Source organism: Aeromonas sp. NJAU223, assembly GCF_051125555.1.
Lineage (GTDB): Bacteria > Pseudomonadota > Gammaproteobacteria > Enterobacterales > Aeromonadaceae > Aeromonas > Aeromonas veronii_G.
Genome location: NZ_CP144204.1, coordinates 1,364,672 through 1,385,810, shown reverse-complemented (window position 1 = coordinate 1,385,810; position 21,139 = coordinate 1,364,672). Strand labels below are relative to the sequence as shown.

Genomic DNA, 21,139 nt, shown 5'->3' with positions numbered 1-21,139 from the left:
ATCTACCCAGAGGTCATCATCATGCCCAAGATTTCCGCCTTGCTTCGCACCTTGCTGCGCCCCCTGCAACTGGCCGCCCTGCCCCTGCTGATGGCGGGCCCCCTGCAGGCGGCCCCCGCGAGCGATCCCCAATGGCAACAGACCCTCGAGGAGGCGAAGGGGCAGAGCGTCTATTTCAACGCCTGGGGTGGCAGCCCCGAGATCAACGCCTATTTGCAGTGGGCAAGCGGCGAGGTGCAGCGCCAGTACGGCGTCAAGCTGGTGCAGGTGAAGGTGGACGACATCGCCCAGAGCGTGAGCCAGTTACTCGCCGACCGGCAGGCGGGCAAGCAGAGCGGTGGCCCCATCGACCTGCTCTGGGTCAACGGCGAGAACTTCAAGGCCCTCAAGGAGCAGGGGCTGCTGGGTGCGCCGTTCACCCAGGAGCTGCCGAACATGGCGCTGGTGGATGGGCAGTTGCCGGTGAGCGAGGACTTCACCGTGCCGGTGGAGGGGCTGGAAGCCCCCTGGGGCATAGGTCAGCTCAACCTCATGGTCAATGAAGACGAGGTCAAGACGCCGCCCACCTCGGCGGCAGCCCTGCTCGCCTGGGCAAAGGCTCACCCCGGCCGCTTCACCTATCCCAAGCCACCCCAGTTTCATGGCTCGAGTTTCCTCAAACAGATGTTGCTGGAGCTGACACCCGATCCCGCGCCACTGTATCGGGAGGCGACCGATGCCGAATTCCAGCGCCAGACGGCCCCACTCTGGGCCTGGCTCGACGCGCTGCACCCCGCGCTCTGGCGCAAGGGCAAGCTGTTCCCCACCGGCGCCGCCGAGACCAAGCAGTTGCTGGACGATGGTGAGCTCGCCATGGCCATCAGCTTCAATCCCCAGGAGGCCCAGAGTTCGGTGCAAAACGGCACCCTGCCCGCCGGCGTCAGGGCCCTGGCCATGGAGAAGGGAGCCCTCACCAACAGCCACTTCCTCGCCATCCCGTTCAACGCCAACGCCCGAGCCGGGGCCAAGGTGGTGGCCAACTTCCTGCTGAGCCCCGCCGCCCAGGCCCGCAAGGCCGATCCCGCGTTCTGGGGAGATCCCAGCGTCTTGCGAAGGGATGCCCTGCCCCAGGGCACGGCCCCGGCCTTGCGCTTCAAGGCGCAGGCCGAACCCCACCCCAGCTGGCAACTGCGACTGGAAGCGGCCTGGGCCGAGCGTTATGGCCAGTGAGCTGAGTCATGGCGATCACCCTTAAGATGGCAATCCGCTGAGCATGGGGCGCACCCTGTTCATCCTGCTCTGTGTCCTGCTGTTCGGGGCCCCGCTCCTTGGCGGCCTGATCCTGCTGCTGGTTGATGGCATGGCGGCCGACAACCTCGGCCTGCTGCTGAGCCAACCCGGACTCTGGCACTCTCTCATGCTCAGTCTCTGGATCGCGGGCGCCTCCACCCTGGGGGGCCTGCTGCTCACCGCCCTGGTGCTCGCCCATGGGGACGGGAGCCGCTGGTTTGGGATCTTGCAGCGCCTGCTCTCCCCCCTGCTGGCCATGCCCCACGTGGCTTTTGCCATCGGTTTTGCCTTCCTGCTCGCCCCCTCCGGCTGGCTGCTGCGCCTGCTCTCTCCCGCACTCACCGGCTTCGAGCTGCCGCCGGATTGGCAGAGCGTGCGCGACCCTCTCGGGCTCGGCCTCATCGCCGCCCTCATCCTCAAGGAGACGCCGTTTCTGCTGCTGATGGCGCTGTCGGCGCAAGATCCCGCCAGGATGGCCCGTCAGCAGTGGCTCGGCCAGACCATGGGGTTCAGCCCTCCCCAGATCTGGTGGCGGTTGCTGCTGCCCGCCCTCTGGCCCGCCCTGCGCCTGCCCCTCTATGCGGTGGCGGCCTACGGCCTGGCGGTGGTGGATCTCGCCCAGCTGCTGGGACCGGATGCCCCGCCCCCTCTGGCGGTGCGGCTCTGGCTCTGGTATCAGGACCCGGATCTGCACTGGCGCGGCGTGAGCGCCAGCGGCGCCCTGCTGCTGCTCGCCGCCAACCTGCTGCTGCTCGCCGCCTTGCGGCTGCTGGAGTGGGGTCATCGGCAGGGAGGCAAGGCGTTGCAGCTCGATGGCGTGCGGCGCGCAAGTGCCCCCTTTCACCGCCACGGGACCGGCGTGCTGGTGTGGGGCCTGCTCGCTGTCAACCTGCTGGTACTGGCGAGCTTGCTGCTCTGGTCCCTGACCCGGCGCTGGCCCTTTCCGGCGCTCTGGCCTGCGCAGTGGAGTGCCCAATATTGGCAGGATCTGCTGCCAGCCCTCGGGCCCCTGCTCGGCCAGAGCCTGCTGCTCTCCCTCGCCTGCGCCGCCATCGCCCTGCTGCTGGTGATCCTGAGCCTGGAGGCGCAGCAAGGCAGACGCCCCTGGCCACTGTGGCTCATCTGCCTGCCCCTGCTGCTGCCACAGGCCAGCCTGCTGTTCGGCCTGCGGCTGCAGATAAGCCTGCTGGGCGGGGGGATCGGCTGGGGCTGGGTGCTCTGGTGCCAGCTGCTGTTCGTGGCGCCCTATGTCTATCTCTGTCTGCACGGCCCCTATCGCCAGTTTGACGACCGCCTCACCCAGGCGGCCCTGCTGCTCGGCGCCAGCCCCTGGCGTACCTGGTGGCAGGTGAAGGCGCCGCTGCTGGCCCGCCCCTTGCTGTTTGCCTTCGGGGTCGGGGCGGCGGTGAGCCTGGCCCAGTATCTGCCCACCCTGCTGTTTGGCGCAGGGCGCATCGTCACCATCACCACCGAGGCGGTGGCCATCGGCAGCGGCCTCAACCGGCGGCTGGCGGGACTCTATGGCCTGTTGCAGCTATTGCTGCCGCTCTGCCTCTATGGACTGGTACTCTGGCTGCCCCCCCGCATCAACCCCGCCCTGAGGCCCTGACCATGCTGCGCACCACCTCCCTCACCCTCTGCCTGCACCACACGCCCCTGCTCCAGCTGCCGCCCTTGACGGTGGCGCCCGGCGAGATGCTGACCCTGATGGGGCCGAGCGGCTGCGGCAAGAGCTCCCTGCTGGCGGCGCTGGCGGGGGTGCTGCCCGGCACGCTGGGCCGCGGCCCATTCAGATTGGCGGGAGATATCTATCTCAATGAGCGGCGACTCACGGCACTCCCCCCCCAACAGCGCCAGATCGGCATGCTGTTTCAGGAGGATCTGCTGTTTGCGCACCTCAATGCCACCGAGAATCTGATGTTCGGCCTGCCCGCCCACATGAAAGGAATGGCCACCAGGCGGGAGGCCGCGCTGGCCGCCTTGCACGAAGTGGGGCTGGCCGCCGAGGCCGACAAGCTGCCGAGTCAGCTCTCCGGCGGCCAGAAGGCCAGGGTCAGCCTGCTGCGCACCCTGCTCGCCGAGCCCGCGGCCCTGCTGCTGGACGAGCCCTTCTCCCGCCTCGACAAGCCCCTGCGATCGGCTTTTCGCACCCTGGTGTTCGAACGCATCGCCGCGCGCCGGATCCCGGCCATCCTGGTCACCCACGACGCGGAAGATGCGCCGGACACCATTCTTGACCTTATGCCTTCCACTTCCCACACACGCGAGGAGATCTGACCGTGTTCGACAGCCGCATCATTCCCCTGATACGTCGCCCTCTGGCGCTCATGGCCACTCCCCTGTGCCGGGTCGGGGTCAGCGCCAACCAGATAAGCCTCACCGGTTTTGCCATCGGCATGCTGGCCCTGCCGCTGCTGGCGCTGGGGCTGCACGGCTGGGCCCTGCTCGCCATCCTCACCAATCGGCTGCTGGACGGGCTGGACGGCGCCGTGGCGCGCCAAAACGGCATCACCGACTGCGGCGGCTTTCTCGACATCACGCTCGACTTCATTTTCTACGCCGCCGTGGTGCTGGGTTTTGCCCTCGTAGCTCCCGCCAACGCCCTGCCCGCCGCCACCCTGCTGTTTGCCTTCATGGGCACGGGATCGAGCTTCCTGGCCTTTGCCATCATGGCGGGCAAGCGGGGCATCGAGAATCCCGTCTATCAACACAAGTCCCTCTACTACCTCGGCGGGCTCACCGAGGGGAGCGAGACCATAGCCCTGTTCGTGCTGATGTGCCTCTGGCCCGCCGCCTTCCCGGCACTGGCCTACGGCTTTGCCCTGCTCTGCTTCATGACCACGATGACCCGGCTCTGGAGCGGCTATCACACCCTGCGGGATTAGATTCATTTGAGAGAGGACAAAGCGACGCTGCACTTGCGCACGGGCGCCAATGCTCTACCATGACGACACTCAGTTTCAGGCCCTTCGAGATCCCTATGCGTCGCCTTGTCTGCCTTCTCACCCTCTCTGCCCTGCCGCTGCTCCAGAGCTGCAGCAGCACCCCGGCCCCCAAGCCCGTGGTCAAGCCACAGCCCAACAGCGCCTTCATCAACCAGACGCCGCCGAGCAAGCCCTTCTACGGGCAGGGAACCGGTCAGGGGGTCAGCAAGGGGGATTTCGCCAATCGCCCCAACGTGGACAACTTCGTGCGGCGCATGGTGCAAAAACACGGCTTCAACGATGCCGAGCTGCACCAGGTGCTGGCCCAGGCCCAGCGCTATGACTGGATCATCCGGCTGATGGACGCCCAGGCGCCCACCAGCACGCCGCCCACCGGGCCGACCGGGGCCTGGAATCGCTACCGCGCCAAGTTCATCACCCCGGACAACGTCCAGAACGGCGTCAACTTCTGGCGCGAATACGAGAGCGAACTCAATCGGGCGCAGCAGATCTACGGGGTGCCGCCTGAGATCATCGTCGGCATCATCGGGGTGGAGACCCGCTGGGGTCGGGTGATGGGCAAGACCCGCATCCTGGATGCGCTGGCGACCCTGGCGTTCGACTACCCACGCCGGGCCGAGTTCTTCACCGGCGAGCTGGAAGCCTTCCTGGTGATGACCCGGGATGAGGGCATGGATCCCACCCAGCCGCAGGGCTCCTACGCCGGCGCCATGGGTTACGGTCAATTCATGCCGTCGAGCTTCCGCAGCTATGCGGTGGACTTCAACGGCAACGGTCACACCAACCTCTGGGATCCGGTGGATGCCATCGGCAGCGTGGCCAACTACTTCAAGGCTCACGGCTGGGAGAAGGGACAACCGGTGGCGGTGCGCGGCCAAGGCCAGCTGCCCGGCTACGAGCATGGCTTCCAGACCCGCTACCCGGTCGCCACCCTGCGCGGTGCCGGACTCGCTCCCATCGCCTCTCTCGGCAATCACAAGGAGGCGAGCCTGCTGCGTCTGGACGTGGGGACCGGCTATCAATACTGGTACGGCCTGCCGAACTTCTACGCCATCACCCGCTACAACCACAGCACTCACTACGCCATGGCGGTGTGGCAGCTGGGTCTCGCGGTGAAAGATGCCAAAGGCAGTTATTAATACTGCCAGAATGTAACAACGGGCCATCTGGCCCGTTTTGCTATTCGTTCTCCAGCAACCAGCGTTTGAGCAGGGCCGCCAGCTGGGCCTGTTCGGCCCCGGTCAGTGGCGCCAGCAGGCGCCGCTCGTTCGCCACGTGCCGCTCCACCGCCAGATCGATCTGCGCCCGTCCCGCCTCGGTCAGGCAGACCAGCAGGCTGCGCCTGTCACTCGGGGCGGCCTGACGCTCGATGAGCCCCCGCTCCGCCAGCTTGTCCAGACGCGCGGTCATGGCCCCCGAGGTGAGCATGGCGGACTGGTAGAGGGCCGTGGGAGTGAGCGGCTCCCCGGCGCGGCGCAAGGTCGCCAGGATGTCGAAGTCCGATCCCAGCAAACCGCACTCTTTCAGCTCCTCATTGATCTCGCGCCCGGCGATGGCCGCCATGCGCGCAACCCGTCCAAACACCCCCATGGGACTGCAGTCGAGATCCGGTCTCTCCCTGGCCCACTGCGCCAGCAGCAGATCCACGTGATCTGTCTCCATCATGACTCCAATATCTTTTCGTAAAGATACTTGATAGTAAACCAACTCGTGGCTAATGTATCTTCACTTAAAGATACTTTCTTATGAGATAACCATGCCGCTGCTGATCGCCCTGCTCGCCCCCCTGCTATGGGGCAGCACCTATGCCCTCGTCAGCCTCTACCTGACCGACTACTCCCCTTACTGGGTGGCGGTGTGGCGAGCGCTACCCGCCGGCGTGCTGCTGTTGCTGCTGCATCCGCGCTGGCCGCCGCTCACCTGGAGCCGCCAGTTCCTGCTGGCGTTTTGCAACATCACCGCCTTCTTCGCCCTGCTGTTCGTGGCGGCCTTCCGCCTGCCGGGCGCCGTGGCGGGCACCCTGGGTGCCACCCTACCGCTCATCCTGATGGCGCTCGCCTGGTTGCAGGATGGCAAGCGGCCGACCCTCAAGTGGCTGCTGCTGGGGTTGATGGGGCTCGCCGGTGTCCTGCTGCTGCTCAACCCCTCCGCCAATCTGGATCCCGTCGGGGTCGCCTGCGCCCTGCTCGCCACCGTGCTCATCGGTCAATCCAGCCGCTGGATGCAGCGCTGGCCGGTGAGCGATCTGCTGGCCCTCACCGCCTGGCAGCTGTTGCTCGGCGGCCTGATGCTAATCCCGCTCGCCTGGTGGCTGGCGGGGCCCATGCCGATACCGCACCTGGCGAGTGCCCCCGCCTTTGGCTGGCTCATCCTGCTCAACACGGCGCTCGCCTACTGGGCCTGGCTGTGGGGTCTCAAACGCCATGGTCCCGAGGTGATGGGCATGCTGGCCCTCACCAACCCCATGGTGGCGGTGTCCCTCGGGGTGCTGATGGTGGGAGAGAGCCTGGACGGTCGTCAGTGGCTCGGCATCGGGGTGATCCTGCTCTCCCTGTTCCTGATGAAGCTGCCGTCCCGCCCCTTCTTCAAGCGCTGGCAGACCCGCAAGGCCGTCACCGGCAAGGTGGATAACGGTTAATCCGTGCCAACGCCGCATAAAAAAGAGGAGCCACCAGGGCTCCTCTTTCACATGAGATGACTCAGACGATCTAGACGCCGGCCTTGGCCAGGGCGGCGGAGACGATCTGCTGGGCCTCCTGTTGAATAAGGTCCAGGTGGGATTCGCCCTTGAAGCTCTCCATGTAGATCTTGTAGATGGACTCGGTGCCGGAGGGGCGCGCCGCGAACCAGCCATGCTCGGTCACCACCTTCAAGCCACCGATGGCGGCGTCGTTGCCGGGGGCACGGGTCAGCTTGGCGAGGATGGGGTCGCCTGCCAGGGTGGAGGCTTCCACCAGCGCCGGATCCAGCTTGGAGAGCACGGCTTTTTGCGCGCCATTGGCCGGGGCGTCGATGCGGCGATAGCTGGAGCGGCCGAACTTGGCCTCCAGGGCATCGTAGTGGGCCTGGGGATCCTTGCCGGTGACGGCCAGGATCTCGGCGGCCAGCAGGGCCAGGATGAAACCGTCCTTGTCGGTGGTCCAGACGGTGCCGTCCTTGCGCAAGAAGGAGGCGCCCGCACTCTCCTCGCCGCCGAAGCCGAACTCACCGCTATAGAGGCCGTCAACAAACCACTTGAAGCCGACCGGCACCTCTTTCAGGGTGCGGCCAATCTCGCCGGCGACCCGGTCGATCATCGAAGAAGAGACCAGGGTCTTGCCGACGGCGGCTTCCTTGGCCCAGCCGGTTCTGTGGGTAAACAGGTACTGGATGGCCACCGCCAGGTAGTGGTTCGGGTTCATCAGACCGGCCTTGGTGACGATGCCGTGACGGTCGTAGTCAGGATCGTTGCCAAGAGCGATGTCGAATTTGTCTTTCAGCGCAATGAGGCTCGCCATGGCGAAGGGACTGGAGCAGTCCATCCGGATCTTGCCGTCCTTGTCCAGGGTCATGAAGGAGAAGGTCGGATCGACACGGTAGTTGACCACCTCGATGTCGAGGTCGTAACGCTTGGCGATGACGTCCCAGTAGGCGACGCCGGAGCCACCGAGAGGATCCACCCCAATCTTGATGCCAGCCCGTTTGATGGCGGCCAGATCCAGCACGTTTTCCAAGTCGTCCACATAGGGAGTGACGTAGTCGTGCTCAACCACCAGAGCGCTCTTGAGCGCCTCGGCAAAGGGCATCCGCTTCACATCGGCCAGGCCCGCTTCCAAAATCGCGTTGGCCCTGTCTTCCACCCACTTGGTGATCTCCCCCTCGGCGGGGCCGCCGTGGGGCGGGTTGTACTTGAAGCCACCGTCTTCCGGCGGGTTGTGAGACGGGGTGATCACCACGCCGTCCGCCAGCGCCGCCGGCTTGCTGGCATTGTGACGCAGGATGGCGTGGGAGATGACCGGGGTCGGCGTGAAGCCAAGGCCGGCCTGGATGCGGGTTTCAACGCCATTGGCCGCCAGCACTTCCACCGCGCTGGCAAATGCGGACTCGGACAGGGCGTGGGTATCCATGCCAACGAACAAGGGGCCAGTGATGCCGGCCTGCTGGCGATACTCTACCAGTGCCTGGGTCACCGCCAGAATGTGGGATTCGGTGAAGGCGCCGTGCAGGGCGCTGCCGCGATGGCCGGAGGTGCCGAAGGCTACCCGCTGCTCGGGGCGGCTCATGTCCGGCTTGTTCAGGTAGTAGGCGCTGACCAGACGGGGAATGTTGCTCAGATCGCTGAGACGAGCCGGTTTGCCGGCGTGAGGATGCTGTGCCATGGCGTTTTCCTTGCAAGATGGCGGCCTTGCCGGGCAAGGCCTGGAATCAGTGAACCGTTAAACCGCTGCGCACACCCGAGCCGTCAGGCTCTCGTCATACCCCATGCTGTTCATCAGCTGGGCCACCATGTTCTGTTTGCGGCTGGTGTTGGTATTGGTGATGACCCAGAACGGGGTATCCGGCACCTGCTTGGGCTTGGTGGTGCTGCCACTGGCCCGCAGCGCTTCCGGATCCCGGGAGAAATAGACGCGCTTGCGCCCCTTGATCTCGGTGGCCTGGGTAAAGCCTTCCGGGTTGTCCCGATAGAGGGTACTCAGCACCAGCATGAAGCGGTTGATGGACTTCTCTTCCTGTTGCAGGGCTCCGGCATCGAGCAGGGCCTGCAATCCTTGTGCATCTGCCACCAGTTGGGGCAGAGGCTGGGCCGGTGCCACGGCCTTGGGAGCCGGCGCTCGTTCACCGGGTTGCTCCAGCAGGCGACGCAGAATATCGGACGCACTCTCGCCGATGTGTCGGGTCTGGCTCGCGATAAAGAAGTAGAGATCGTCATCAAGCTCGATGGTTTTCATAGGGATGCGCTGGGCTCGTCGAAGTTCGGATGCGGCGATTATACATAGGCAAACCCGGCAGCCCAAGCAAGGGGCTGGCAGATGTGCATGAATCTCATGGAGAATACGGCATAATGCGCAACCAGATGTGTGATCCCCCGCACTGATAACCGATCCCGGGGCAATTTTTTTGAAAAAAAACCACAAAAAAATTCCCACGAAAGAATGAAATCCTTTTCTTTCAACGCATTAAAAATCTGGCGATAGCGCCATCGACCGAGAGGATGTCATTTTGCAACAGAATCCATGTTTGAATTTCAAGGATCAGGGCCAGGGCGCTCCGGTCGTACTGATCCACGGCCTGTTCGGCAGTCTGGACAACCTGGGCCTGCTGGCGCGCCCCTTGAGTGAACAGTTTCGCGTCATCAGTGTCGATCTCCGCAACCACGGCGCCTCCTTCCATTCAGACGAGATGACCTACCCCCAGCAGGCCGCCGACGTGCTCGCCCTGCTGGACCATCTGGATCTGGCGCAGGTGGCCATCGTGGGCCACTCCATGGGCGGCAAGGTCGCCATGCAGGTCGCCAAGCAGGCGCCGACGCGCGTCAATCGGCTGGTGGTGGCCGATATAGCCCCGGTCGCCTATCCCCATGCTCGCCACAAAAACGTGTTTGCCGGTCTGAACGCCACCCTGACCAGTCCACCCCAGAGCCGCAGCGAGGCCGAGGCCGTGCTGGCCCGACACATCGAGATCTCCGGGGTGCGCCAGTTCCTGCTCAAATCCTTTGCCAAGAAGGATGCTGGCTGGGGATGGCGTTTCAACGTGCCAGCGCTCGAGCACAACTACGCCAACATCATGGGCTGGCCGGACAGTGAGACCCGCTTCGAGGGGCCGACCCTGTTTATCAAGGGGGGGGAGTCTGACTATGTGCTGCCCGAATACACGGACACGGTGACTGCCCAATTCCCGGCCGCCAAGGCCCGGGTCATCGCCGGCACCGGTCATTGGCTGCACGCCGAAAAACCGGTTTTGTTCAATAAATTGGTTGTGGATTTCCTGTCCACAGGCGGTTAACAGTTTCAAATCCTTTGTGATATAGTGCGCCCGTCATAAGGAGTGTGCGCAATCCATGCTGAGTGAACATATCGATCTCATCGAGAGTCTGGGCCTGAAGCTGTTCTTCGTGGCCATCTTCCTGCTGATTGGTCTGGCCATTCAAGACGTGCTCAAACGCGGCAACGTGCCCCGTTTCGGGCGTCTCATCGTCTGGCTGGTTCTATTTCTGGGTTGCGCGGGTTTTGTCGCCAAGGGGCTGATCGAAATGGGCTGGGAAGGCTCAGGGATCGGCTAACTACTTTTCATCTGTGATGTATGGCCAAACAGCAAACTGATCGAACAACACTGGATCTGTTCGCCAATGAGAAGCGCCCCGGCAGGCCGAAGACCAATCCACTCCCCCGTGAGACCCAGCTCAAGATCAACAAGCGCAACCAGCTCAAGCGCGATCGGGAGAACGGTCTGAAACGGGTTGAGTTAAAGGTGGAGGCCGAATTGCTGGAGCGCCTGAACCAACTTGCGCTGCAACAGAACGTCAGCCGAGCCGAGCTGATCCAATCTATCCTGAAGCAACAGATTGAGTCTGCTTTTGCAGCAGGCATCGCAATCTGAACCGTTAAGCATCAACACCAAATACGGGTAACTAAACACTATGGCTAGTGTAGGTCTGTTTTTCGGCAGCGATACCGGTAATACCGAAGCTGTCGCCAAGATGATCCAGAAAGAACTGGGCAAACAACTGATTGAAGTCCGTGACATTGCCAAGAGCAGCAAGGCCGACATCGACAGCTTCGATCTGCTGATGTTCGGTATCCCGACTTGGTACTACGGCGAGGCCCAGGCCGACTGGGATGACTTCTTCCCCGAGCTGGAAGAGATCGACTTCACCAACAAGCTCGTAGCCATCTTCGGCTGCGGCGATCAGGAAGACTACGCCGAGTACTTCCTCGACGCCATGGGCACCCTGCGTGACATCGTCGAAGCCAAGGGCGCCATCGTCATCGGCAACTGGCCGACCGCGAGCTACGAATTTGAAGCCTCCAAGGCCCTGGTGGACGACAAGCACTTCGTCGGCCTCGGCATCGACGAGGATCGCCAGCCCGAGCTGACCGCCGAGCGCGTCAAGGGCTGGTGCAAGCAGTTGCACGACGAGCTGAATCTGGGCGAACTGGCCTGATCCATCTCCTCCCACAACAAGGGCCCCATCGGGGCCCTTGTTGCTTGTGTGCCATTCCTCACGAGTCCTGGCTGACCGTCCTGTACTCCGGCTTGGATCTGACATAGAGGACGCGTTGAACCTGGGCCACCAGCTCGCCCCTCCTGTCCTGAACCTGTACCTCGAACTCGGGGAAGTGTTTGTCGCCCCCCTCGGTCGCCGCCACGATGGAAGCCAGTTTGGCATCGGTCAGGTTGAACTCGGCCACCAGCATCCCCTTGCCCGGCTTGATATAGTTGATGCTGCCCGCCTTATCCCAGACGTAGTAACGGTTCTTGAAATGCCCCATCAGCATCAGCGGGTAGATGGGGTCCGTCATGGCAAACATGCTGCCACCAAACTGGGTCCGGTTCGCGTTCTTGTTCCACCAACGGGATTTGAGGGTGACACGACAGAAACGAAAGTCATCGCTGAGGATCTCTATCTTGATCCCCGCGCCCCAGAAGGGGGGCCAGGCGTTGAGGGCGCGACGCACCCAGGCTGCGTTGCCAAAAAGCCAATCCATGGATCTCATCCGACCAGATAATGAAGAAAGTTACATCTTATCAACATTTCCTTCATGAGCAAGCCCGGCCCTCACCGGGCAAGATTTATCCATGATGGGAAAAGGATGGCTAAAGCCCTTGATTCACTGGGTTTATTTTTCCCCTCGCTACGACCTATAATGACAGGCCAAGCGAGTTCGTGGTTGCCATTCCAGCGGCAGTCAATCAGAATAACCACACCTTCGAGAATGCGAATAAATAGAACATGCCTGACAACAACCAAGCATTGAAAAAGGCCGGGCTCAAGATCACCTTGCCCCGCGTCAAAATCCTGGAAATCCTGCAACAGCCGGACTGCCAGCACACCAGTGCGGAAGATCTGTACAAGCGACTGATCGATCAGGGTGAAGAGATCGGTCTCGCCACCGTCTATCGCGTCCTCAACCAGTTTGATGATGCCGGCATCGTCACCCGCCACCACTTCGAAGGGGGCAAGTCGGTGTTCGAGCTGGCAACCCAGGAGCACCACGACCACCTGGTCTGCCTCGATTGCGGCAAGGTGATCGAGTTCTCCGACGAGGTCATCGAGCAGCGTCAACGGGACATCGCCAAGGCCCACAACATCCGGCTGACCAACCACAGCCTCTATCTGTACGGCCACTGCGCCTCCGGTGAGTGCAAGCACGAGGAGTGATCCTCTCGCCACCACCCATAAAAAAAGCCAGCTTAGCGCTGGCTTTTTTGCATCCATCATCCAGTCAAAAAGGGCAAGGTCTCCCCTGCCCTTTGACGATCAGCCTTCGGCCTTGCCCCAGACGTCCCGCAGCGCCACGGTGCGGTTGAACACCAGGTGCTCCGGGCTGGAGAGCTTGTTGTCGGCGCAGAAGTAACCTTCACGCTCGAACTGGTAGGCAAACTCCGGCTTGGCCTCTTTCAGGGAAGCCTCGACACGGGCCCCCTCGATGACGACCAGAGAGTCCGGGTTCAGGGCCGCTTCGAAGTCATCCTCGGCACCCGGGTTCGGGACCTTGAACAGACGATCGTAGAGGCGGATCTCTGCCGGCAGAGAGTGCGTGGCGCTGACCCAGTGGATCACCCCCTTCACCTTGCGGCCATCGGCCGGATCCTTGCCGAGCGTCTCGGGGTCATAGGAGCAGTAGACGCAGGTCACCTTGCCATCCGCGTCCTTCTCGACCCGCTCAGCCTTGACCACGTAGGCGTTGCGCAGGCGAACTTCCTTGCCCAGCACCAGACGCTTGAACTGCTTGTTGGCCTCTTCCTTGAAGTCCGCTTCATCGATGAAGATCTCGCGGCTGAAGGTCAGTTCACGCGTGCCCATCTCAGCATTGCTCGGGTGAGCCGGTGCAATGAGCACCTCATCGGCGGGCAGATTCTCGATCACCACTTTCAACGGGTGCAGCACGGCCATGGCGCGCGGGGCGTTCTCGTTGAGATCCTCACGGATGCAGGCTTCCAGCATGCCCATCTCGACGATGTTGTCCTGCTTGGTCACGCCGATGCGCTTGCAGAACTCGCGGATAGAGGCCGGAGTGTAGCCACGGCGACGCAGGCCGGAGACGGTCAGCATGCGCGGATCGTCCCAACCGCTCACGTGCCCCTCGGTCACCAGCAGGTTCAGCTTGCGCTTGGACATGACGGTGTATTCGAGGTTCAGACGAGAGAACTCGTACTGACGGGGGTGGCAGTCGATGCTGATGTTGTCCAGCACCCAGTCATACAGACGGCGGTTGTCCTGGAACTCCAGGGTGCACAGGGAGTGGGTGATCCCCTCCAGGGCGTCCGAGATGCAGTGAGTGAAGTCATACATCGGGTAGATGCACCACTTGTCACCGGTCTGGTGGTGGTGAGCAAACTTGATACGGTAGATGACGGGATCGCGCATCACGATGAAAGGGGATGCCATGTCGATCTTGGCGCGCAGGCAGGCGCTGCCCTCGGCCATCTCGCCGTTCTTCATCTTGGCAAACAGGGCCAGGTTCTCTTCGACACTGCGGTCGCGGAACGGGCTGTTCTTGCCCGGGCTGGTCAGGGTGCCACGGTATTCGCGCATCTGCTCGGCCGTGAGCTCGTCCACATAGGCCAGCCCCTTCTCGATGAGCTCGACGGCATAGCCGTGCAGCTTGTCGAAATAGTCGGAGGAGTAGCAGATCTCGCCATTCCACTGGAAGCCGAGCCATTGCACGTCCTGCTTGATGGACTCCACGAACTCGATGTCTTCCTTCGCCGGGTTGGTGTCATCGAAGCGCAGATTGCACTGGCCCTGATAGTCGCGGGCGATGCCGAAGTTCAGGCAGATGGACTTGGCGTGGCCGATGTGAAGATAACCGTTCGGCTCGGGCGGAAAACGGGTATGCACGCTCTTGTGCTTACCGCTGGCCAGATCTTCATCAATGATCTGACGAATAAAGTTGGTTGGGCTGCTCGCCTCGCTCATGGCTCACCTCAAAAATGCGTCACTGGCGGAAGTTGTGCCGGCTGGCACCCTCATCCCCCCGCCGTCAAGCCGGATATGATCCCTCATAACGCGCCCTGTCTCAACCTGAATTTGGCCATTCCTGGGTATTGGCGCGTTAAAACCGAAGGAGAGGTGAGTCATGGCAGGCACAGGTGAAAAAAAGCCCCGCACGAGGCGGGGTCACAAGTGATGAAAAACAGACAATACACACACAACAAAGGCTCACACGCACAGTCAACCTTTCCCAAGCCCGATGGCCACCGCCCTTGGGAAAGGCGGGTCTTGCGACCCACCTTGCGTTATGGATTAAAGGCTATCAGTTCAGCTCGGTGACGCGGCTGGTGCGCTTGCCATCGAAGCTGGTGGTACGCAGGTAGACCTTGCCTGTCACGCTCGGCTTGGCCGCGGCGTCATAGGCGCTCCAGCTCTTGCCATCCAGGCTGTACTGGATGGGCAGACCCGGCAGATCCACGTTCGCTTCCAGCACGCCGTTGACAACCTTGGCACCCGGTACGGAGAGGCGGTATTCCACCCCGGCCTGATCCAGTTTCGGCAGCTGACGCTGGCCCAGCAGGTTCGCGAACTGGTTCCACTCTTTGTTCAGGGTCGCCTTGTTGACGAACTTGGTGGCACCGGAGAACTCACGGCCCTTCACGTAGTCCAGCTCGAAGCCGCCCTTGTGCCAGGCACGCTCGGCCACGGAGAAGATGCGCGGGTAGACCATGTACTCGTACTGGGCATCGGTACGCACCGTCTCGCTCCACAGCTGACCGGAGATCCCCTTGAACTTGATCGGCTCCTGATCACCCTTGGCGACGAAGGCGTTGCCATCGCGGTCCACCGAGGTCTCGGCGTTCTGCGGCAGGTTTTCCGGCGCGAAGGCGAACACCTTGCGGGTATCGTTGAAGCGGGTGGCCCAGTAGTAGCCACGCTCGGCCGGGTGTACCTCGTTCGGGAAGTCGAAGTAGAGGTAATCCGGGTTGGAGAGCACCACGTCATAGCCGTTGTGCGCCCACTTCATCGCCTCGTTGAAGCCACCCCAGTAGAGGGTTTCCCAGAAGTTGACCCGGGTCTTCTCGGTGGCGAAGACGCTGGCATCCTTGGCGTACTTAAGGCCATCTTCCCACGCCTGCAGGGTGGAGAAGCCGTGGCCCTTGACCATCTCGCTCACTTCCTTGGCGAAGTAGACAGGCAGCTCGGCCACGTCCTTGATCTTGCCGTCATCGATCATCTTCTGGCACAGGGGGGACTTGCCGAACGGCTTGTCCTGCTTGCTCCAGTCGGTGTTGCCCTTCCAGGCCACCAGCTCTTCTTTCTTGGTGGTGTTGGGATCCTGATAGCCACCGCCCAGCATGATGTTCTTCGCCTCGTCACCACCGTAGTGCCAGGCAGTCAGCGGCTGACCGGCGTCCTGGTGCATCTTGGCCACTTCATCCATCACCTTGGCCACGAAGGTGGCGGCACCCGGCTGGCAGGGGTTGATGAAGGACATCTTGTCGTAGAACTGGACCGAGGTGATGTTGGAGGTATCGGCCGGATCGGTCAGGCGATACTGGTTCGCCTCGACTTCCTTGCCCTCCGCCATCAGACGCTTGTAGCGGGCTTCCATGGAGACCACGGCGGCACGGGCGTGGGCCGGCATGTTGATCTCGGGGATCACGGTCACGCCGCGCGCCTTGGCATAGCGTACCAAGTTGATGTAATCGGCCTTGCTGTAGAAGCCGGTGCCCTGGTTGTCGCTGCCGGGGCCTGAGCCCAGCTGCGGCAGGATGCACTGGGTCTCGGTGAGATCGTGGCAACGCTCGCCACCGACGTCGGTCAGCTCCGGCAGCCCCGGGATCTCGATGCGCCAGCCTTCATCGTTGGTCAAGCCCAAGTGCAGGGTGTTGAGCTTGGTGGCGGACATCTGGTCGATCAGCTTCTTCAGGGTTGCCGGGTCGCGGAAGTGGCGAGCCACGTCGGTCTGCATGCCACGGTATTCGAAGCGCGGTGCATCCTCGACCACCATCTGGCTGACCTTCTTGTCATCCACCCCGAGCAGGGAGATGAGGGACTGCGCCCCCCAGAAGGCCCCCTGGACATCGTGCCCCTGGATCACTGCGCCCTTCTGGCCAATGGTCATGTCATACCCTTCGGCCTGCTTGTTCTTGCTGCCGAGCTTGACGGTCACTGGATAGCCGGTGTCGGAGAGGGTAACACCCAGCTTGGTCAGTTGAGCCTTGATGACGTCGGCGCGGTCGGACGGCAAGTCCAGCGCATTGAGCTTGATGGTGGACAGATCGACCTGAGGGCCGGCCTTGACCACCTGCTTGTGCGGGGTCGGCAGGATGCGATCATCGATCTTGCTGGCGGGCAGCAGGGTGCTGGTCTGGTTCGCGGCGAAACGGGTCTCGCTGTTCATCAGGATGTTGTTGTCATCCTTGGTGCGCTTCCAGCCATCCGCCGGCATCGGTTTTTCGTAGGTGGTGGCGTCGTTGATGTTGCTCATGCTGGCGATCACCTTGGGCTCGGCGCCCTCGGCAGTCACGTACCAGCTCGGCATGATGTCGGTTTCGAACAGTACCCAGTACTCCACCACCATGGGCACTTCGACCGTCGCATCCTTGGCAAAGCCCTGGAACTTGTCGGTCGGCGAGAGGCGATAGAGGTCACCGGTCAGGTGGGTGATGGTGAACTGATCGTTGTCGACACGCTGAATGCGGCGGATGGAGGAGACATAGATGCTCCAGTCCTTGGAGGTGACGTCGGCACCCGTGTTGGTCAGGTGCAGCTTGGCCACCCCGCAGCTCGCCCACTCGGAGCCGAGCGCCTGGCAATCCAGACCGGCGCCGGCACCATCGTTGGTCACCACTTCGTACTTGACGACGAGGTTATTGGCGATGGAATCGATCACGGCTTGCTTGGCGGTATCGGCTGCCTGTACCTGGGCGGTAAAAACGGTAGACATGGCAATGGCTAACAGAGAATGTTTCAAGTTCATAACTGCTGCTCTCTTTTGAAGTAAAGGTTGGATTTTCTTGGCTTTTTTTATGTGGGGCCCCTGGGTGGGGCCCTTATTTATGTCAACAATGGACTTAGTCTTGAGGTGAGCTCGTGCTCGATTAACGCAGGGCTTTCATCTCACCGGCGATGATTTCGGCCAAGGGGCCCAGAATCACCTGCAGGTTCTGCTCACCGAGCTTGACCACACCGGCCGCGCCCAGGGCTTTGAGCTTGCGCTCATCGACGATGCTGCGATCTTTCAGGGTCAGACGCAGACGAGTGATGCAGGCATCGATGGTGACCAGGTTGTCTTGACCACCCAGCACTTCCAGATACTGCTTGGCCAGCTCGGTGCGGTCAGTGGTCTGAGCCTGTACCGGTACGGCTTCGTCGTCTTCACGACCCGGGGTCTTCAGGTTGAACTTGACGATCACGGCGCGGAAGATGACGTAGTACAGACCGAAGAACACCAGGCCTTGTACCAGCAGCATGTACCACTGGGTCGCCAGCGGGTTGCGGCTGGAGAGCACCATATCCACCAGACCGGCGCTGAAGCCGAAGCCAGCGATCCAGTGCATGCTGGAGGCGATGAACACGGAGACACCGGTCAGCAGCGCGTGGATGACGTACAGCACCGGCGCCACGAACATGAAGGAGAACTCGAGCGGCTCGGTCACACCGGTGAAGAAGGCGGCAAAGGCGGCTGCGATCATGATGGACGCAACTTTCTCTTTGTTCTCTTTCTTGGCGGAGTGATAGATGGCCAGGGCGGCGCCCGGCAGACCGAACATCATGATGGGGAAGAAGCCAGCCTGGTACATACCAGTCACACCAACCACCGCTTTACCCGCATCGATGGAGCTCTGACCACCCAGGAAGTTCGGGATGTCGTTGATGCCGGCCACGTCGAACCAGAACACGGAGTTCAGGGCGTGGTGCAGACCCACGGGGATCAGCAGACGGTTGAAGAAGGCGTAGATACCGGCACCGGTGGAGCCCATGCTGACGATGGATTCACCGAAGGAGACCAGGCCACCGTAGATGACCGGCCAGACGGCCATCAGGATGAAGGAGACCACGATCATGACCACGGAGGTCACAATCGGCACCAGACGACGGCCAGAGAAGAAGGCCAGCGCCTTGTGCAGCTCGACGCTGCTGAAACGGTTATACAGCTCGGCGGCGATGACACCACAGAGGATACCGACGAACTGGTTGCTGATCTTGGCAAAGGCAGCCGGAACCTGATCGGCCGGGATACCCTTGATCTGGGCAACGGCGCCCGGGCTCAGCAGAGTGGTTACTACCAGGAAACCGACCAGACCGGCCAGTGCGGCGGAACCGTCTTTATCTTTGGACATGCCGTAGGCAACACCGACGGCAAACAGGATGGGCATGCTATCGATGATGGCGGCGCCGGCTTTGATCAGGAAGGCTGCCAGTGGACTGCCACCGCCCCAACCGTTCGGGTCAATCCAATAGCCAATCCCCATCAGGATCGCTGCGGCAGGCAATACCGCCACCGGCACCATCAGGGCACGGCCGATCTTTTGTAAATAACCGAGAATGTTCACGGTTCCTCTCCTTAGTTGATGTTTTTCTAGAAATTAAGTGCTTATCACGTTCGACGCATAAGCCATCAAGGCTTGATTGGCAGTCTATGGGTTTTATTTCGCTGCGCAAATTAATAAACCAGCATTCGTGATCATTATCACTCAACAGAGATAAAAGTAGTCGATTGATGTGGCTTAGTCCGCAATCTTTATTTACGCTATAAAACAACTTAAAAATGTTTAGTCCTTGCCGTCGATAGACTGCCGCAACCCGTACAGAGGTATAGAAATGCGCCTGATCCCGTTGAAGTCAGCCAGCCAAGTGGGTCTCTGGTCTGCCCGTTATATCGTTGACCGCATCAATGCGTTCAAGCCCACCAGCGACCGCCCCTTTGTACTGGGTCTGCCCACCGGCGGTACCCCGCTGGCAACCTACAAGCGTCTGATCGAGCTGTACCAGGCCGGTGAAGTGAGCTTCGAGCACGTGGTCACCTTCAACATGGACGAATACGTGGGCCTGCCGAAGGAGCATCCCGAGAGCTACCACAGCTTCATGCACAACAACTTCTTCAACCACGTGAACATCCGTCCGGAAAACATCAACATCCTCAACGGCAATGCGCCGGATCTGGTGGCCGAGTGCCAGCGTTACGAGGACAAGATCAAATCCTACGGCAAGATCAACCTGTTCATGGGCGGCGTCGGCAACGACGGTCACATCGCCTTCAACGAGCCGGCCTCCTCCCTGGCTTCCCGTACCCGGGTCAAGACCCTGACCGAAGATACCCGCATCGCCAACTCCCGCTTCTTTGGCGGCGACATGGATCAGGTACCCAAGCTGGCGCTGACCGTGGGCGTGGGCACCCTGATGGATGCCGAAGAGATCCTGATCCTGGTGATCGGTCACGCCAAGGCCCAAGCCCTGCAGGCCACGGTCGAGGGCAGCGTCAACCACATGTGGACCATCTCCACCCTGCAGCTGCATCCGAAAGGCATCGTCGTGTGTGACGAGCCCTCCACCATGGAGCTGAAGGTCAAGACAGTGCGCTACTTCCAACAACTGGAAGTCGACAACATCAAGCACCTGTAAGGAGTCCCCATGTACGCACTGACTAATTGCACCCTCTACACCGGCAGCTGTGTGCTGACCGGTCATGGCGTCCTCATCGATGGCGACAGCATCGTCGCCATCCTGCGCCAGGACGAGTTGCCTGCCGGTGTCAAACAGCATGATCTGCAGGGTGCCAACCTCAGCGCCGGCTTCATCGACGTCCAGCTCAACGGCTGCGGCGGCGTCATGTTCAACGGTCACATCACCACCGAGACCCTGGCCATCATGCAAGCGGCCAACCTCAAGTCCGGTACCACCAGCTTCCTGCCGACCCTGATCACCAGTCCGGACGCGGACATGAAGCAGGCGGTGGCGGTGACCCGCGACTACATGGCCGCCCACCCGAACGAGGTGCTCGGCGTCCATCTGGAAGGGCCTTACACCAACCTCAAGCGCAAGGGGATCCACCCGGCCGAGCAGATCCGCCAGCCTGCCGACGAGATGATCGACTTCTTCTGCGCCAACAGCGATGCCATTGCCAAGATCACCCTGGCACCGGAGCGCAACAAGCCGGAACACATCCGTCGCCTGGTTGAGGCCGGCATCCTGGTCTCGGCCGGCCACACTGCCGCCAACTACGAGCAGGCCATGGCCGGGTTCGACAACGGTATCCAGTTCGCCACCCACCTCTACAACGCCATGACCCCCACCGTGAACGGGCGCGAGCCCGGCGTGGTCGGTGCCATCTATGATCGCAAGGATGTCTATGCCGGCATCATCGTCGATGGCCACCATGTGCACTGGGCCAACGTGCGCCTGGCGCACAAGATACTGGGGGAGAAGCTGGTGCTGGTCACCGACGCGACCGCCGCGGCCAGTGCACCGGAAGGCTTTGAGAAATTTGATTTTTGTGGGGCAACCGTCTATTTCCGCGATGGTCAGTGCATCGACGAGAATGGTACACTCGGCGGTTCTGCCCTCACCATGATCGAAGGGGTGGAAAATCTGGTCAAACAGGTCGGTTTACCGCTCGATGAAGCACTGAGAATGGCCACCCTTTACCCCGCTCGCGCCATTGGATGGGACTCACGTCTCGGTAGTATCCAGGTCGGAAAAATTGCCAACCTCACCGTCTTTGATCAGGCCTTCGCGGTCTGCGGGACCGTGGTTAACGGACACTACACACAACAGTGACACT

20 protein-coding genes are annotated in these 21,139 nt (G+C 61.8%); 13 read left to right on the top strand and 7 right to left on the bottom strand.

What is annotated here, in order from left to right; all coding sequences use genetic code 11:
- Nucleotides 1-21 precede the first annotated feature (21 nt).
- The 5 genes from VZC39_RS06470 to mltB all read left to right on the top strand — a co-directional run bounded on the left by VZC39_RS06470 (nt 22) and on the right by mltB (nt 5,353).
- Entirely contained in the window at nt 22-1,209 is a 1,188-nt protein-coding gene (locus VZC39_RS06470; protein WP_434666738.1) for an ABC transporter substrate-binding protein, read from the top strand.
- Nucleotides 1,210-1,252: 43 nt separating this feature from the next.
- Complete coding sequence (locus VZC39_RS06465; protein ID WP_434666735.1) at nt 1,253-2,878, top strand: ABC transporter permease; 1,626 nt, start codon at nt 1,253-1,255, stop codon at nt 2,876-2,878.
- 2 nt (nt 2,879-2,880) lie between these two features.
- Nucleotides 2,881-3,546 carry an ATP-binding cassette domain-containing protein gene (locus VZC39_RS06460; protein ID WP_434666732.1) on the top strand — a complete coding sequence of 222 codons (666 nt, stop codon included), beginning with the start codon at nt 2,881-2,883 and terminating at the stop codon, nt 3,544-3,546.
- 2 nt (nt 3,547-3,548) lie between these two features.
- Nucleotides 3,549-4,154, top strand: coding sequence for a CDP-alcohol phosphatidyltransferase family protein (locus VZC39_RS06455; RefSeq protein ID WP_434666729.1), 606 nt, complete (start codon nt 3,549-3,551; stop codon nt 4,152-4,154).
- A gap of 95 nt (nt 4,155-4,249) precedes the next feature.
- The gene (gene mltB, locus VZC39_RS06450; RefSeq protein ID WP_349921600.1) at nt 4,250-5,353 is read left to right on the top strand and encodes a lytic murein transglycosylase B; all 1,104 of its coding nucleotides are present in this window, start codon (nt 4,250-4,252) and stop codon (nt 5,351-5,353) included.
- A gap of 40 nt (nt 5,354-5,393) precedes the next feature.
- Here mltB and VZC39_RS06445 read toward each other — a convergent pair whose 3' ends face one another.
- Nucleotides 5,394-5,876, bottom strand: coding sequence for a MarR family winged helix-turn-helix transcriptional regulator (locus tag VZC39_RS06445; RefSeq protein WP_434668389.1), 483 nt, complete (start codon nt 5,874-5,876; stop codon nt 5,394-5,396).
- A 94-nt stretch (nt 5,877-5,970) separates the two neighbouring features.
- Here VZC39_RS06445 and VZC39_RS06440 point away from each other — a divergent pair, with 94 nt between their 5' ends.
- Complete coding sequence (locus tag VZC39_RS06440) at nt 5,971-6,852, top strand: DMT family transporter (protein WP_349921599.1); 882 nt, start codon at nt 5,971-5,973, stop codon at nt 6,850-6,852.
- Nucleotides 6,853-6,922: 70 nt separating this feature from the next.
- On the opposite strand, the gene pgm is transcribed toward VZC39_RS06440, so the two are convergent.
- Both pgm and seqA read right to left on the bottom strand, forming a co-directional pair.
- Nucleotides 6,923-8,572 (bottom strand): phosphoglucomutase (alpha-D-glucose-1,6-bisphosphate-dependent), encoded by a 1,650-nt coding sequence (pgm, locus tag VZC39_RS06435; RefSeq protein ID WP_434666724.1) that lies wholly within the window; start codon nt 8,570-8,572, stop codon nt 6,923-6,925.
- Nucleotides 8,573-8,629: 57 nt separating this feature from the next.
- The gene (gene seqA / locus VZC39_RS06430) at nt 8,630-9,142 is read right to left on the bottom strand and encodes a replication initiation negative regulator SeqA (protein WP_349921597.1); all 513 of its coding nucleotides are present in this window, start codon (nt 9,140-9,142) and stop codon (nt 8,630-8,632) included.
- A 289-nt stretch (nt 9,143-9,431) separates the two neighbouring features.
- Between seqA and VZC39_RS06425 the strand changes: the two genes are divergently transcribed.
- Genes VZC39_RS06425 through fldA form a run of 4 tightly spaced genes read left to right on the top strand, consistent with a single transcriptional unit; the run spans nt 9,432 to nt 11,355 of the window.
- Complete coding sequence (locus VZC39_RS06425; RefSeq protein WP_434668386.1) at nt 9,432-10,196, top strand: alpha/beta fold hydrolase; 765 nt, start codon at nt 9,432-9,434, stop codon at nt 10,194-10,196.
- Between the two features lie 55 nt (nt 10,197-10,251).
- The gene (locus VZC39_RS06420) at nt 10,252-10,473 is read left to right on the top strand and encodes a DUF2788 domain-containing protein (RefSeq protein WP_100860450.1); all 222 of its coding nucleotides are present in this window, start codon (nt 10,252-10,254) and stop codon (nt 10,471-10,473) included.
- Nucleotides 10,474-10,493: 20 nt separating this feature from the next.
- Nucleotides 10,494-10,790, top strand: a complete 297-nt coding sequence (gene ybfE, locus VZC39_RS06415) for a LexA regulated protein (protein ID WP_005309699.1) — start codon at nt 10,494-10,496, stop codon at nt 10,788-10,790.
- 40 nt (nt 10,791-10,830) lie between these two features.
- Nucleotides 10,831-11,355 (top strand): flavodoxin FldA, encoded by a 525-nt coding sequence (gene fldA / locus VZC39_RS06410; protein WP_349921596.1) that lies wholly within the window; start codon nt 10,831-10,833, stop codon nt 11,353-11,355.
- A 58-nt stretch (nt 11,356-11,413) separates the two neighbouring features.
- Here the strand turns inward: fldA and VZC39_RS06405 are convergent, their stop codons facing one another.
- A complete protein-coding gene (locus tag VZC39_RS06405; protein ID WP_349921595.1) occupies nt 11,414-11,899 on the bottom strand; it encodes a DUF4442 domain-containing protein in 486 nt (161 codons plus the stop codon).
- A gap of 245 nt (nt 11,900-12,144) precedes the next feature.
- Here VZC39_RS06405 and fur point away from each other — a divergent pair, with 245 nt between their 5' ends.
- Nucleotides 12,145-12,573, top strand: coding sequence for a ferric iron uptake transcriptional regulator (gene fur / locus VZC39_RS06400; RefSeq protein WP_349921594.1), 429 nt, complete (start codon nt 12,145-12,147; stop codon nt 12,571-12,573).
- Between the two features lie 99 nt (nt 12,574-12,672).
- Here fur and glnS read toward each other — a convergent pair whose 3' ends face one another.
- The 3 genes from glnS to nagE form a co-directional block, all read right to left on the bottom strand.
- The gene (gene glnS, locus VZC39_RS06395) at nt 12,673-14,334 is read right to left on the bottom strand and encodes a glutamine--tRNA ligase (RefSeq protein ID WP_349921593.1); all 1,662 of its coding nucleotides are present in this window, start codon (nt 14,332-14,334) and stop codon (nt 12,673-12,675) included.
- Between the two features lie 337 nt (nt 14,335-14,671).
- Nucleotides 14,672-17,335: a beta-N-acetylhexosaminidase gene (locus VZC39_RS06390; protein WP_349921592.1), complete on the bottom strand. Its 2,664-nt coding sequence runs from the start codon at nt 17,333-17,335 to the stop codon at nt 14,672-14,674.
- Nucleotides 17,336-17,456: 121 nt separating this feature from the next.
- The gene (nagE, locus tag VZC39_RS06385; protein WP_349921591.1) at nt 17,457-18,911 is read right to left on the bottom strand and encodes an N-acetylglucosamine-specific PTS transporter subunit IIBC; all 1,455 of its coding nucleotides are present in this window, start codon (nt 18,909-18,911) and stop codon (nt 17,457-17,459) included.
- 268 nt (nt 18,912-19,179) lie between these two features.
- Here nagE and nagB point away from each other — a divergent pair, with 268 nt between their 5' ends.
- Both nagB and nagA read left to right on the top strand, forming a co-directional pair.
- Nucleotides 19,180-19,980 (top strand): glucosamine-6-phosphate deaminase, encoded by an 801-nt coding sequence (gene nagB, locus VZC39_RS06380; protein WP_349921590.1) that lies wholly within the window; start codon nt 19,180-19,182, stop codon nt 19,978-19,980.
- 9 nt (nt 19,981-19,989) lie between these two features.
- Nucleotides 19,990-21,135, top strand: coding sequence for an N-acetylglucosamine-6-phosphate deacetylase (gene nagA, locus VZC39_RS06375; RefSeq protein WP_349921589.1), 1,146 nt, complete (start codon nt 19,990-19,992; stop codon nt 21,133-21,135).
- Nucleotides 21,136-21,139: the final 4 nt, after the last annotated feature.

Bases quoted from the DNA above. Each gene is read 5' to 3' on its own strand.
- VZC39_RS06470 (WP_434666738.1), top strand. From the start codon at position 22: ATGCCCAAGATTTCCGCCTTGCTTCGCACCTTGCTGCGCCCCCTGCAA.
- VZC39_RS06465 (WP_434666735.1), top strand. From the start codon at position 1,253: ATGGGGCGCACCCTGTTCATCCTGCTCTGTGTCCTGCTGTTCGGGGCC.
- VZC39_RS06460 (WP_434666732.1), top strand. From the start codon at position 2,881: ATGCTGCGCACCACCTCCCTCACCCTCTGCCTGCACCACACGCCCCTG.
- mltB (WP_349921600.1), top strand. From the start codon at position 4,250: ATGCGTCGCCTTGTCTGCCTTCTCACCCTCTCTGCCCTGCCGCTGCTC.
- VZC39_RS06445 (WP_434668389.1), bottom strand. From the start codon at position 5,876: ATGGAGACAGATCACGTGGATCTGCTGCTGGCGCAGTGGGCCAGGGAG.
- VZC39_RS06440 (WP_349921599.1), top strand. From the start codon at position 5,971: ATGCCGCTGCTGATCGCCCTGCTCGCCCCCCTGCTATGGGGCAGCACC.
- pgm (WP_434666724.1), bottom strand. From the start codon at position 8,572: ATGGCACAGCATCCTCACGCCGGCAAACCGGCTCGTCTCAGCGATCTG.
- seqA (WP_349921597.1), bottom strand. From the start codon at position 9,142: ATGAAAACCATCGAGCTTGATGACGATCTCTACTTCTTTATCGCGAGC.
- VZC39_RS06420 (WP_100860450.1), top strand. From the start codon at position 10,252: ATGCTGAGTGAACATATCGATCTCATCGAGAGTCTGGGCCTGAAGCTG.
- ybfE (WP_005309699.1), top strand. From the start codon at position 10,494: ATGGCCAAACAGCAAACTGATCGAACAACACTGGATCTGTTCGCCAAT.
- fldA (WP_349921596.1), top strand. From the start codon at position 10,831: ATGGCTAGTGTAGGTCTGTTTTTCGGCAGCGATACCGGTAATACCGAA.
- VZC39_RS06405 (WP_349921595.1), bottom strand. From the start codon at position 11,899: ATGGATTGGCTTTTTGGCAACGCAGCCTGGGTGCGTCGCGCCCTCAAC.
- fur (WP_349921594.1), top strand. From the start codon at position 12,145: ATGCCTGACAACAACCAAGCATTGAAAAAGGCCGGGCTCAAGATCACC.
- glnS (WP_349921593.1), bottom strand. From the start codon at position 14,334: ATGAGCGAGGCGAGCAGCCCAACCAACTTTATTCGTCAGATCATTGAT.
- VZC39_RS06390 (WP_349921592.1), bottom strand. From the start codon at position 17,335: ATGAACTTGAAACATTCTCTGTTAGCCATTGCCATGTCTACCGTTTTT.
- nagB (WP_349921590.1), top strand. From the start codon at position 19,180: ATGCGCCTGATCCCGTTGAAGTCAGCCAGCCAAGTGGGTCTCTGGTCT.
- nagA (WP_349921589.1), top strand. From the start codon at position 19,990: ATGTACGCACTGACTAATTGCACCCTCTACACCGGCAGCTGTGTGCTG.